The sequence below is a fragment of the Adonisia turfae CCMR0081 genome, from assembly GCF_011009555.1.
GTDB classification, from domain to species: domain Bacteria; phylum Cyanobacteriota; class Cyanobacteriia; order Phormidesmidales; family Phormidesmidaceae; genus Leptothoe; species Leptothoe turfae.
This window is the reverse complement of record NZ_QXHD01000004.1, coordinates 1,053,106-1,065,517: the sequence shown is the minus strand read 5'-3', so window position 1 is coordinate 1,065,517 and position 12,412 is coordinate 1,053,106. Positions and strand designations below refer to the sequence as shown.

Below are 12,412 nucleotides of genomic sequence, written 5' to 3'. Positions count from 1 at the left end.
ACGACTTACTTTTCGTCGTAGTTTACGTTAATTTGGCTGTTCCCTTCGTATAGCCAGTTCATTTTTTTAGGATCTAGCTTGGCGTGATACATCAGCTTTAGAAGCTGATTTAAGGCAGCATGCTTATAGATTCCTCGTTCTCTAAACCGGCGGGCCGAGGTAACGATGGTGCCTGGAGCGATACAAGGTGGACCAAACTTACCCAGGGCATGGCTGAGGGCGGTATCTTCAAAAATGTCCATGTCAGGCACACCGCCAATGGCCATAAGGGCCTCTCTTCGGGCAAAGATGCAGTGATCTAGATAGAGAATCCGGCTAAAGCGTGGCCGTTGGGTCGTCGAGTACCAGGAGGTAAACCGCAGCAGCCAATGGTCGAAGTCAAAGCTGTGGCGGAACCCTCCCCAGGTGAGCATGGTGTTTGCCATGAGCCCTCTGACTTGAGAGAGGGCATCGGGTGGGAGCAACGTGGCCGGATGATGCAGCAGGACAATGTCTCCCTGGCTGGCTTCAATCCCAACGGTCAGCCGCTGGGCACGATTGGTGGCGTCAGAATCAATCAGCTTAAATTGATCTGCTGCTGGATGTTGGGTAATCACGTCATAGGTGCCGTCTATGCTCGGGCTCATGACGATGATTAGCTGCTTCTCCCCAGATTGCTGAGCGAGGTTATCCAGAATGCGTGGCAAATAGCCATGTCTGATTTCATTGAGGCAAGGCAAAACAACAGAAATTAAACTCACTACCTATGTCTCTCCCGGCATGGTTAACTCTGATGGTAGGACCTCAGTGAGCGATGTATTAGACCTACTCAAGTCCAAGTTGGGCGTTGTCACTCTTAGGGGCACATCTTGGTTAGTGGTACGACTGCTCAGAATAATACAAAGTCTATTAAGAGTAGCGAAGACTCCCCATAAGCTGAGTTAGCGTTCAGGGAAATGAGTTTTAATTCTGACGACCTATGACTGTCGCTCCATCCTCTTTGGCCATGCCTCAGGTTCATGTATACGTTGATAAGGCTGCGCTTGTGGCGGCAGCGACTGACCAGGTGATAGAGCTGATTCGTGATGCGATCGCAACCCGTGGCCGCTGCTCAATTGCTCTGTCAGGGGGCAGTACACCCAAGCCCTTGTACCAGGCCCTGGCCCAAACCGATTTGCCCTGGGAACAGCTCTATATTTACTGGGGGGATGAGCGTTATGTGCCAGCCACCCATGCCGATAGCAATGCCAAGATGACCTACGAAGCTTGGCTGAACCACGTGGCGATTCCTGCTGAGAATATTTTTACAGTGCCGACAGAGACGGATTCCCCTAACAGTAGTGCCGACCAATACCAGCAGGCGTTAGCGACAAGTTTTGATACTACTGAAATTCCCGCCTTTGACATCATCTTATTGGGCATGGGCGACGATGGTCACACAGCCTCGCTGTTTCCCCATACAGAGGCTTTGAATGAAACTGAACGCTGGGTAACCGTGGGCCAAAAAGCCGATCAACCCAGAATTACATTGACTGCGCCCGTGATTAATCAGGCTCGCCATGTGATGTTTTTAGTGGCTGGTGCTAACAAGCAAACAGCCTTATCTCAGGTGTTTGCGCCCACTGCCAATAGCGCTACCTATCCTGCTCGGTTGGTTTCGCCAACGGGTGAGCTGAGATGGCTATTGGATCAAGATGCGAGCGCAGGATTACCTGCATCGATAGAGCGCACATTGCATTAAACTGCTGGTCCTGCCCTGGATGTGTATTACCTCCAGGGGGAATGCCCCTCTGTCTCCTGAAAGCTTATCTAAACTAAGAATACGGAGCAAAGGCAAAGATTGCCTATATTTCTACCAAAGCATCATCAGAAAATCGTCGAAACCGTGTAGTTTATACATGGCTAGAGCGCAAACCAGACCGCTATGATTATTTGCCCAAATTGTAACTACCAAAACCCAGAAGGAGCTTCTCAGTGTGAAGCATGTTACACGCCACTCCCAGAATTGCTCACATGCTCAAATTGTGGAGCAACGGTTCAGGCAGATGCGAGTTTTTGCGGTCAATGCGGTCATAGCCTAGCTAATCAGGCTGTGCCAGTGGCGGAGCCTTCAGCACCGGCTGAACCGGTTTCCACAGATGACCCACCGACTCCCTTACCGGTTGGGTCATCGTCAGATTTGATTGAGCCTGATCCCCTGGTACCACCAGATCCCTTATCTGTGGCTCCACCACCGCCGCTGCCTGCGGATCCAGTTCCAGAAACTATTCCAACAGCTGTTGACATTGTTAGCGAACCGCCAACTACACAGCCAATGGCGAGTGTGACAACTCCCCAAACACAGATCCAGATCCAGACTGCCAGGTTGCTACATATTCAAACCGATACGATTTTGGAGCTGCCGCTCGGTTTAGATCTGATTCACATGGGTAAACCCAACGATCGCATCCCACCAGATTTAGATGTATCGGGTTTTCCAGAATCGGAAATTGTGTCTCGTGTTCATGCCAATATCCGTATTGAGGGCGATGTCTACTATATTGAGGATGTTGGCAGTTCCAATGGTACGTACATTAATAATCTACCGCTTGCTGTAGGCAATCGTCATCGTTTGCGCCCTGGCGATCGCATTGCCCTTGGAAAAGGTGATAAGGTGAGCTTTATTTTTCAACTCGCATGAGAATTAGCAAAGGTATCGAGTTCCTAGTTTAGTTGCTGCTTTTGCCCTGTCATTTGTGTTACATTGCCCTTCGATGTATTAACGTGATTACCTTATCGTTACTTCACCCGCTCAATAAAACCCCCATACAGAACTGGTCCTTTGAGGAGCAAGACGTCATTCGCATTGGCCGTTCTACTGATAATGATGTTGTTCTTTACAGTGCTGTTGTGTCTCGACATCATCTAGAGATACATAGAGGGGTTGCTGGTTGGGCAATCCAGAGCATAGGTACTAATGGAACCTATCTGGATGGCAAGCGCATTCAAAATGTAACGGCAGAAAATGGTCTAGTGGTCAGGTTGGCACGATCTGGGCCCAATCTACAAATCACTATTGATCAGCCTGAAAAATCTTCGGTTGCTTCTATTAAGGAGTTATTGGCTCGCCGCAAACATCACCAATTTGGTCAAGGTGCATCGGATCAACCTGTGAGGACTGATCTGGATGTTGTCAAAACTGACATTCGTGATAGGACATCGCCGTCCGGTGGTAAAACTTGAACTTCAAATTCTGTAGATAATGACGGTCTTTCTTAACTAACTTGCCTATGGAAAGAGGTGATCAGGTCTATGTGATGCGGGATGTGATGGGCATTCCTTACCAGCATCACGGTATTCATTGTGGTGATGGAACCATTATTCACTATCGCAAGGTGGGTACGGCGACCGTCACACGTACCAGTATTGATGCGTTTACTCGGGGTAACCCGGTGTTTACGCTCAACCCGCCCGTATCATTTATTCCAGATGTGGTGATTAGTCGCGCTGAAAGTCGTCTTGGAGAGCAGCGTTACAATCTGTTTTTTAATAACTGTGAGCATTTTGCCAATTGGTGTAAACATGGCGACAATGTGAGCCCTCAGCTCAATGAATTTGGTCTGCGATTGGATCAGCTGAAGGTACCCAGTGGGCTAACTCGACAAGCCGCTCAGCAAGAAAGCCCGCAGGCGATTTTAGATTTGTTTGAAAAGGCCTTGGGGAATATTGCGATCGCAACTCATACTCTCCTTCCCGACTACGAACAAGCCCAAGCCGATAGCGCTCAGTGGAAACGAGTGGCTGAGGCAGCCCTGGGCAGAGGGCGTGAAGATCTAGCGCGCGCAGCCCTCTATAAACGCCGTGATGCCCAGAAAAAAGCTGAATCCATTCAAGAACAGCTACAATCTCTTTCTGATTTGCAAATTTCCATTCAAACTGACCAAATGCTGGCGCTAGAACGCCTAAGTGAGGAAGCTACGTCCCCGTACTAACTGTTTTCTGTAGAAATACTAAGATACAAGTAGAGACCGTGGTTAGAGGCTGGTCTGTGACGACCTCTAGCCCGGTCTATTTTGATCAACCGTTTGATCATCTTGTCGATTCTTAAATCGCGAAGTACGATTGTAGTCTGTTTGTAATACAAGGTCATTTCGCGGATGACATCAGGAGGCATCCCGTGGGTAAGCTATTCACTATCCTTCAGTACTACCGCCAATATTGGCTGATTACAGCGTTTAATGCCGCTGCTATGGGGGCCTTTGAAATTCTGGATCTCTTTGTGCCCTATGCCATTGGCCAAATTCTCAATATTCTCTCTCAGCAGCCTCTTGATAGGCCGTTAGAGCGTTTTATTGCCATTATGGGTCGGTTGTTGCAACAACCCATAAGCCCTACCTTTTCTCTGCTGGTTTTGTTGGGGTTGGTGGGGCTACTTTCCGTTGGTCGTGCCCCAATTCAGCCCTGGATTGGCCCCTGGTTTAATTGGGATACGGCTTTGCGTGCCCGACGGGATAAGTCACAGCGCTCTCTAGAGAAAATTCTAACGCTGCCACTGGAATTTTACGATGAAAACAACCCTGGCCGCATTGCTGCGCGAGTGGCTAAGGGGTTGGCTAATTACACATGGACCTACCCGGAAATTGTTGGCCAGTTTATTCCTAAGATTTTTCGGGTGTTAGGCATTTTTGTGGTGATTGCCTGTATTGATTGGCCGATTGCTCTGGTTGTTCTGTGTTCCTTTTTATTGATTATTGGCTATAGTTTCTCGCGGCTCGTGGGCTTGTCTTATCAAGAGGAGAAAATTGATAAATACATAGAAAATACCGAGAGTCGTACCTCGGAGATTATCACCAATATCAAAACGGTCAAGGCATTCGCAGCAGAACGTCGAGAGCTTAAACGTCAGCAGCAACGTTTGGACCGAGAATTTAAGGTGGTCGACTACCGCATCCATTTGGGTTACGTCAAGCTCAGTGCCCTTCAGCGCACTATTGTGCAGACTTGTACCTTTGCTGTTCTCGCCCTAACGCTTTGGGCCACTATGCGGGGGAGTATTTCCCTGGGGCACTTTGTGACTATTCTTACCCTGTCCAGTATGGCGTACGCCGAGGTGGATCCTATCTGTAACCTGGCGGAAATGTTTGTCCGCCGGTATGGTGCTATGGCTCGGTTTCAGGAGTTTGTTGCGCTGCCACCGGGGATGGATGCAGGTCAGCTGACCGATGATGTGCCTGACTATCGGTTTACGGGCAAGGTGCATTTTCATCAGCTCACCTTTGGTTATGTACCTGATAAGCCTGTGCTCAACAATATTGAGCTGTTGATTCAACCCCGTCAGACGGTGGCATTAGTTGGTCGATCAGGCTCAGGTAAATCGACGTTGGTAAAGCTACTCTTCCGTTATTTTGAGCCCAACAATGGGGCCATTTTAATGGATGGTCAAGACCTGCGTCGTTTGGACATTACCGGCTATCGACGGCGGCTGGCGATTGTTCACCAGGAGGTCGACGTTTTCAACGGTACCCTGATGGAAAATCTCCTCTATGGTAATCCAGACGCCACTGTGGAGCAGGTGCAGGCCGCTTGCAAAATTGCCCAGGCCCATGCGTTCATCCAGCAGATGCCCCATGGCTATCTGACCACTGTGGGTGAACGCGGTGTCAGGCTTTCTGGTGGTCAGCGTCAGCGCATTGGGATTGCGCGGGCGTTGATTATGGATCCTGATGTGCTGGTGTTTGATGAGGCCACGTCTAGTTTGGATTATGAGTCGGAACGGGCGATTCAGGTGGCGATGCGATCGCTATTTGGGACCCGTACGCTGATCATTATTGCCCACCGGCTGAGCACCGTTCGTGAGGCCGACCAGATTGTGGTGCTAGACCAGGGCAGCATTAGTGAGGTTGGCAGTCACGATGAGCTATTGACCCAAGGCGGTCTATATCAGCGTTTGCACCAGCTACAGGAAACGGGGGAGCTGTTGGAATAACAATAGCTAGTGACTGATATTAACCGTGAACGTGCGCGACAGGTTCGCTGGCGTACGTTCAGTGTCTCACAATGGCCATAGTTTGAGTGGCTGACCCTAGAACGGTGTTGGATGGCTAGCGTCCGATTGTAATCGGTAGCCCGCCCCCCGTACCGTTTTAATAAGACCCTTGCCCAGCTTGCGGCGCAGGTGACCTACGTAAACATCAACAATGTTAGAGCCGGGATCATAATCATATCCCCAGACCTGATTGAGTAATTCTTGGCGACTCCAAACTCGATCAGGTTGTTGTGCCAACATTTCCAGAAGAGTAAACTCACGCGTCGATAGCTCAACAGCTTTGTTGTGGTATCGAGCGGTGCGCTGACGTAAATCCAACGTCAGGTGACCTACACGTAAGATTAGCATTTCAGAAGGGGCGGGTAACCGCTGATTGCGTAACTGCACTCGAATACGAGCAATTAACTCCTGGGGTGAAAACGGTTTGGTTACATAATCATCGGCTCCAGCTTCGAGCGCAGTCACTTTATCCTGCACATCTTGAATAACGGTAAGCACAATGATGGGAAACTGTGCTCCCCGTCCTCTTAGCTCCTCAATTACTTGAATTCCCCGTTTTTCGGGTAAACCCAAATCCAAAATTAATAGTTCAGTTGGGTTGTCACAAGCCAGGTCAATGGCTTGTTGACCTGTTTCGGCAACCAGAGTAACAAATCCATGGGCCTGTAGTGCTTTTGCCAGAAAGGCTGCAATACGGGGCTCATCTTCAGCAATCAAGATTCGAGTCATGGTGTTTTAGCTTCGTAAGGAGGGTCTAAGGGGAAAATGATGTTGAATTGGCAGCCCTGCCCCAGTTTGCTAGAGAGAGCTACATGTCCACCGTGGGCTTCGGCAATGGCTTTAACAATCGAGAGCCCTAATCCAGCTCCTTTGGACTTGGATCGAGTGGTTTCAACACGAGAAAAGCGTTGCATGACGCGTTCTTGATGCTCAGGTGAAATACCTGTGCCTGTGTCACAGACTGTAAAACACACCCCTGTGGGTACTCGTTTAGAGCTGAGGGTAATCATGCCCATTTCATCGGTATGCTCCGCTGCGTTTTGCAGCAGATTCATGACTGCCTGGATAATCCGATAGCGATCGCCCACAATGCGAATCGACGCTTTTGATGTGAGCTGCCAGTTGCGCGCTGCTAAGGCTTGAGCTTTAGCGAACAATTCTTCAGTCAGCCGATGAACATCAACGAGCTCCAGGTTCAAAAAGTCAGGCCGCTCGGCGCGGGCTAGTAATAATAGATCGTCGACCAGACGACTCATGCGGTTGAGCTCATCCTTTAACAAATCTAGGGTGTCGTCATGTTGACCTAGAGACTGACCTAGTACTTCAAGATGGCCCCGAATCACAGTGATGGGTGTCTGAAATTCGTGACTGGCATCATTAATGAACTCTCGCTGGCTGGCAAATGAGGCATGGAGCCTATCCAGCATCTTGTTGAAGGTTATGGTCAGCTCAGAAATTTCATCGGGACCTTTTACAGGGATAGAATGTTTGGGAGTATGGTCTAAATCGTGGATAGAACGGGCTGTCTCAGTCAACAGTTTTAGTGGTGAAACCACTCGTCCAATGACACCCCAAGCTAAAACAAGGGCGATTAAAAAGACGATACCAATCACCCAAGTAGCGACTAAAACAGCCTGATCAATTTCTGATTGCAAGTTCTTGCGAGAGTAAGCAACAATAAAGACACCTCGATTGTTGCCGGGAGGTTGAATGGGATGAGCCGAATAAATGATGTTGCCTGATGTATCGAGGTTTCGATTGTGATGGGGGCTCTCTAACTGTGCAATAGAGGTGAGAAATGCATCATTCTCTTGTAGATTTTCTGGTAATGCAATGGGGCTAGATTTGTACAATTCTCCATTCAGAAAAGCGATCAGGTATTCATCATTTTCAGGGACGTTACGTGACAAAAATACGTCAAAAATAGCCGCTACATCGTCTCCGAAGGGTTTTCCGGTCAATGGATCTCTGCCATCAACAAGGCGTTGAATTTCTTCAATTTCTTGATCGAGTGAGCGATGAATGCGCTCCAACATCTGTGCTGATAATATTTGTCTAATGGTGACTATCGATATCACAATTGACAGAGAAATTAATGCTGCAAGCCAGAAAATAATCTGAGTTCGCACACTAGAAAGAAGTCTATGCCAGCGCCAGGCCATAAAAATGCCTTACTTAAGACTGTTTAACACCGATCCTAATCTAAATGGCGCGCTTATGATAGCTGACGTATCTTAAAAGAGAAGTGGCCTAAATCTCGAATCCTTTGACTGTAAGTAATTTAGTGTTAAATGAAAAAAGTTTCATCTAAGTTTCAAAAAACATTCATGCTAAATGGCAAGTGTCGTAGCTGTTGTTGTAACGGTTGAACAATACATATTCTTGCAAACTCTCTAAAGTTTGATAGGTTGCAAACTTGTCTTCCCGGTCAAATGCTTCTGTTGATTTAGACAACACCTCGACGATCAGTTTTGGAAATCATTGGTATGTGGACGTTTTCTGGTCATGTGGATCACAGGTAACCATCACATCCGGATAAAAAAGCGATTCCGCGCCTCTACACGTGTATTCATATTAGAAATATACAGCCGCAGATAATCATCGATGCTTAGATGCTGCTCAAATCAAGCAACCATAGTAACTTTGGCAGATTTCTGTATGGGCCTATTGTAACTCTAGTCAATGGTGAACGAATTGCATGCGGTCTGAGTCACCTTTAGGGTCGCATCCTCGCTTAATCCCATATCTTCAGCGTCCGCCACCAGCCATAACAAGTACTCAGTATTGCCTGCTGGCCCACGAATAGGTGACCAAGTGAGACCTTGCGCTTTCCATCCCAGTCGTTGCGCAGCCACGTATACCTGCCAGATAGCTTCTGCGTGATCTTTGGGCTCTCTTACCACACCCTTTTTCCCAATTTTCTCTCTTCCGACTTCAAATTGAGGTTTTACTAACAAAACAGATTCTCTTGCCCCTGTCATCAGATCCCAAAACGCGGGAAGAACTTTGGTGAGAGAAATGAAGGACACGTCTATTACCCCCAGGTCGGGACGTTGGGTGTTGTCTTTGTATAATTCTTCAGGTGTGAGATGACGTAGGTTGGTGCGCTCTCGCAGCACAACTCGTGGATCCTGGCGAATTTTCCAGGCGACCTGGCCATAACCCACGTCGATGCCGTAGACCTGTCTTGCTCCATTTTGTAGTAGGCAGTCAGTAAAGCCGCCCGTGGAGATGCCGCCGTCCAGACAAATGCGATCGCACACCTCCACCCCAAACTCCTTAAGCGCTTTCGCCAGCTTCTCACCACCCCGCGATACATAGGGCGACTTCTGCTTCAGCACCACCACCGCATTATCCTTGATGGTTGTCCCCGGCTTATCAATCACTGCCTCATTCACCTTGACCTCCCCTGCTCGAATACAGCGCTGAGCCTGCTGGCGTGAGTCGCACAGTCCTTGCTCAACTAGGTATACGTCCAAGCGTTGTTTGGCCATTGCCGGTCGATGGGTGTTCAAGAATGATAGGCATTGCCCACCCTACCATTTTGCTTACAGCTGTCTTCATCGGCTCTTTTTAGTTGCCCCCTAGACACTGCTGCCAAATTGCCCTTAGATAGGAGTAGCTAAAGAAATGTTAAGTAAATGTACTCATGACCTGTGGTGTTCTTCGTTGGTCGTCCTAGCTGAGTGCCAAAAATGAGGTTGTAGTTTTCTGACCCCTGCCATATCGTTTCAACTGGCTCTAGTCTTTGAACAGGTTGCTGCAATTCTCAAAAAGACTCTGACCTGCTGCGTGGGTTTGAGCGTTTTACGTGTCTCGCCTGCTGCGGGCTGGTGATATTGACTGGGTGGTGTCCTACTCACCAAGGTTTTTCAGGCATAAGGAGCTCCCTTGAATACTCGGAATCTCAACGTTCGGTCCCTAAATTTGCGCGCCCTTAAACGGGAGTGGTTGCTCAACCCAAAGGATGACCTTTTAGCAGGTGCCTTGGTGGGGCTGGCGCTGATTCCTGAGGCGATTTCCTTTTCCATCATCGCTGGGGTAGACCCGAAGGTGGGTCTGTATGCCTCGTTTCTGATTGCGGTGATTACGGCTTTCCTGGGTGGCCGGCCAGCCTCTATCTCGGCGGCTACTGGGGCCATGGCTCTGTTGATGGTGGACCTGGTTAAAGATCATGGGCTGCAATACCTGCTGGCAGCTACCTTTTTGACCGGCATTTTTCAGGTGATATTTGGGGTGCTCAAACTGGGTCGTCAAATGAAATTTGTGCCCAGAGCGGTGATGATTGGCTACATCAATGCCCTGGCTGTGCTGCTCTTTTTAGCCCAGCTGCCCCAGCTGACTGATGTGCCGTCCATGGTCTATGTGCTTACCCTACTGTCCTTGGGGATCATCTATATTTTGCCCCGCTTTACTAAGGTGGTGCCCTCACCCCTAGTAGCCCTGGCGGTGATGACCATTGCTGCGATCGCGCTCCGCTTAGACGTCCCCACCGTCGGTGATATGGGTGAACTGCCCACTGCACCGCCTGGGTTTGCTTTACCCCAGGTACCCTTCACCCTAGAAACTCTGCAAATAATTCTGCCCTACTCTCTGACGCTGGCGATTGTGGGATTGCTGGCCTCCTTTCTCACCGCCTCGCTGGTGGATGATTTCACCGATACCCCCAGCGACAAAAATCAGGAAGCCAAAGGACAGGGGGTGGCCAATATGGTCACTGCCTTCTTTGGTGGCATGGCTGGGTGCGGCATGATTGGCCAGTCAGTGATCAACGTTCAGTCCGGGGGCCGGGGCCGTCTATCCACCCTGTCGGCTGGGGTATTTTTGCTAATTGCCATTTTGTTTTTACAAGATTGGGTGAGACAGATGCCCATGGCTGCCCTGGTGGCCGTCATGATCATGGTTTCCATCGGCACCTTTCGCTGGTCTTCGTTTACAAATATGCGCCGTGTTCCCCGCAGTGAAGTCGCCGTCATGCTGACCACGATGGTTATGATTATTGTCACCCGCAACTTTGCCCTGGGTGTGGCGACGGGCATTGTCATGAGTACGGTGTTTTTCTCCCGTAAAGTTGCCAAGCTGGTATTTGTCGATAAGGTGCTCAGTGAAGACGGGGCTCACTGTACTTACAAGGTGTCTGGACAGATTTTCTTCCTGTCTCGGGATGAGTTTTCGGCATCCTTTAATTTTGCTGAACCCGTTGAACAAGTCACCATTGACCTTAGCGATGCCCAACTGTGGGACCAAGGGGCTGTGGAAGTGCTGGATAAAACCGTGCAAAAGTTTCGCCGTAAAGGTGTGGAGGTGACTGTGGAGGGCCTCAATAAAGCTAGTGCCACGCTGCTCAACCGTCTCGCCACTGATGAAGAACTGGTCACCAGCGGGCGGACGTAGATTTTAGAGAATCCAAAAAATCCTGTAGGGCGTTCCAGGGAATGTCCCTATAGGATGGCCCTCCACCGTAAAATTGCATCCTGATAAACTACTAGCATCGCTGCGCTTTCCCAGACTTCATCCTTTCAAGAAAATACAACGCATGAAAACGATTCTTCTGTGCTCCGATGGGTCTGCTTTTGCGGACAGCATCTATCGATATGGTGCCTGGTTTGCTCGCAAGTTTCAGGCTCAGACGAAGGTGCTCTTTGTCACCGATATTCGTAGTCAAAAGGTCGTTTCTACGGGCAATTTTACCGGCAGTATCGGTCTGGGGGCATCGGATCAACTGCTAAACGATTTGGTTAACCTGGAGCATGAAAGGGCCAAACTTAATAACCAGCGAGCGCGGTTAATTCTGCAAAACGCCGACGAGGTGCTGAAGACTGAAGGTCTTAAAGAGGTGGAGCTGATCAACCCAACTGGTTTTTTGGTGGACTGCTTCCATGACTTTGAGGCCGAGGCTGACATGGTGGTGCTGGGCAAGCGGGGTGAGGCGGCGGAGTTTGCGTCAGGGCATTTGGGGGCCAATCTTGATCGCATTGTGCGCAGCAGCACTAAGCCCTGCCTGGTCACACCCCAAACCTTTGCTCCAATTGAGCGACTGCTGCTGGCCTACGACGGAAGCCCTACGGGTAAGCGTGTGTTGAATTTCCTGGTGGATAGCGCCGCAGGGTTTAAGGATATTGAGATTCATCTGCTGACGGTGGCTAAGGCGGACTCTGATGCTGCTAAATCACAAGGGCTAGCGGATGCCCAACAGACGTTGCAACAGGCTGGGCTGACGGCAACGACCCAACTCCTCAGTGGCGATCCTGAAAAAGTAATTGGTAGCTATATTGAACAAAATAAAATTAGCCTGTTATTAATGGGTGCCTATGGCCACAACCGCATTCGCCATCTTGTCATTGGTAGTACCACGGTTCAACTGTTGAGAAGTGTTCAGGTGCCGGTGCTTTTATTCCGTTAGGTTTC

At 49.3% G+C, this 12,412-nt stretch carries 11 protein-coding genes and 1 pseudogene; 7 read left to right on the top strand and 5 right to left on the bottom strand.

All coding sequences use genetic code 11. The features are described from left to right. Positions 1 to 5: 5 nt before the first annotated feature. Positions 6 to 740, bottom strand: coding sequence for a glycosyltransferase (locus DXZ20_RS08805; protein WP_163664689.1), 735 nt, complete (start codon positions 738 to 740; stop codon positions 6 to 8). 218 nt (positions 741 to 958) lie between these two features. Here DXZ20_RS08805 and pgl point away from each other — a divergent pair, with 218 nt between their 5' ends. From pgl to DXZ20_RS08780, 5 genes are all read left to right on the top strand, one after another. Then, positions 959 to 1,720 (top strand): 6-phosphogluconolactonase, encoded by a 762-nt coding sequence (gene pgl, locus DXZ20_RS08800; protein ID WP_250565686.1) that lies wholly within the window; start codon positions 959 to 961, stop codon positions 1,718 to 1,720. Positions 1,721 to 1,903: 183 nt separating this feature from the next. Further along, entirely contained in the window at positions 1,904 to 2,659 is a 756-nt protein-coding gene (locus DXZ20_RS08795; protein WP_163664691.1) for a double zinc ribbon and FHA domain-containing protein, read from the top strand. An 83-nt stretch (positions 2,660 to 2,742) separates the two neighbouring features. Next, positions 2,743 to 3,201 carry an FHA domain-containing protein gene (locus tag DXZ20_RS08790; protein WP_163664693.1) on the top strand — a complete coding sequence of 153 codons (459 nt, stop codon included), beginning with the start codon at positions 2,743 to 2,745 and terminating at the stop codon, positions 3,199 to 3,201. 47 nt (positions 3,202 to 3,248) lie between these two features. Beyond that, the gene (locus tag DXZ20_RS08785) at positions 3,249 to 3,950 is read left to right on the top strand and encodes a lecithin retinol acyltransferase family protein (protein ID WP_163664695.1); all 702 of its coding nucleotides are present in this window, start codon (positions 3,249 to 3,251) and stop codon (positions 3,948 to 3,950) included. Between the two features lie 185 nt (positions 3,951 to 4,135). After that, the gene (locus DXZ20_RS08780; RefSeq protein ID WP_163664697.1) at positions 4,136 to 5,944 is read left to right on the top strand and encodes an ABC transporter transmembrane domain-containing protein; all 1,809 of its coding nucleotides are present in this window, start codon (positions 4,136 to 4,138) and stop codon (positions 5,942 to 5,944) included. Between the two features lie 96 nt (positions 5,945 to 6,040). On the opposite strand, the gene DXZ20_RS08775 is transcribed toward DXZ20_RS08780, so the two are convergent. From DXZ20_RS08775 to DXZ20_RS08760, 4 genes and pseudogenes are all read right to left on the bottom strand, one after another. Further along, positions 6,041 to 6,733 carry a response regulator transcription factor gene (locus tag DXZ20_RS08775; protein WP_163697672.1) on the bottom strand — a complete coding sequence of 231 codons (693 nt, stop codon included), beginning with the start codon at positions 6,731 to 6,733 and terminating at the stop codon, positions 6,041 to 6,043. Beyond that, entirely contained in the window at positions 6,730 to 8,166 is a 1,437-nt protein-coding gene (locus DXZ20_RS08770; protein WP_163697670.1) for a sensor histidine kinase, read from the bottom strand. Before DXZ20_RS08770 ends, DXZ20_RS08775 begins: the two co-directional genes overlap by 4 nt. Before the next feature lie 196 nt (positions 8,167 to 8,362). Beyond that, a pseudogene (locus DXZ20_RS08765) lies at positions 8,363 to 8,595 on the bottom strand (Uma2 family endonuclease); the annotation flags it as partial. Positions 8,596 to 8,679: 84 nt separating this feature from the next. Next, entirely contained in the window at positions 8,680 to 9,498 is an 819-nt protein-coding gene (locus tag DXZ20_RS08760; RefSeq protein ID WP_163697668.1) for a TlyA family RNA methyltransferase, read from the bottom strand. Positions 9,499 to 9,895: 397 nt separating this feature from the next. Between DXZ20_RS08760 and DXZ20_RS08755 the strand changes: the two genes are divergently transcribed. Further along, the gene (locus DXZ20_RS08755; protein WP_250564950.1) at positions 9,896 to 11,398 is read left to right on the top strand and encodes a SulP family inorganic anion transporter; all 1,503 of its coding nucleotides are present in this window, start codon (positions 9,896 to 9,898) and stop codon (positions 11,396 to 11,398) included. 142 nt (positions 11,399 to 11,540) lie between these two features. Continuing rightward, on the top strand, positions 11,541 to 12,407 hold the full coding sequence (locus DXZ20_RS08750) for a universal stress protein (protein WP_163697666.1): 867 nt from the start codon (positions 11,541 to 11,543) through the stop codon (positions 12,405 to 12,407). Positions 12,408 to 12,412: the final 5 nt, after the last annotated feature.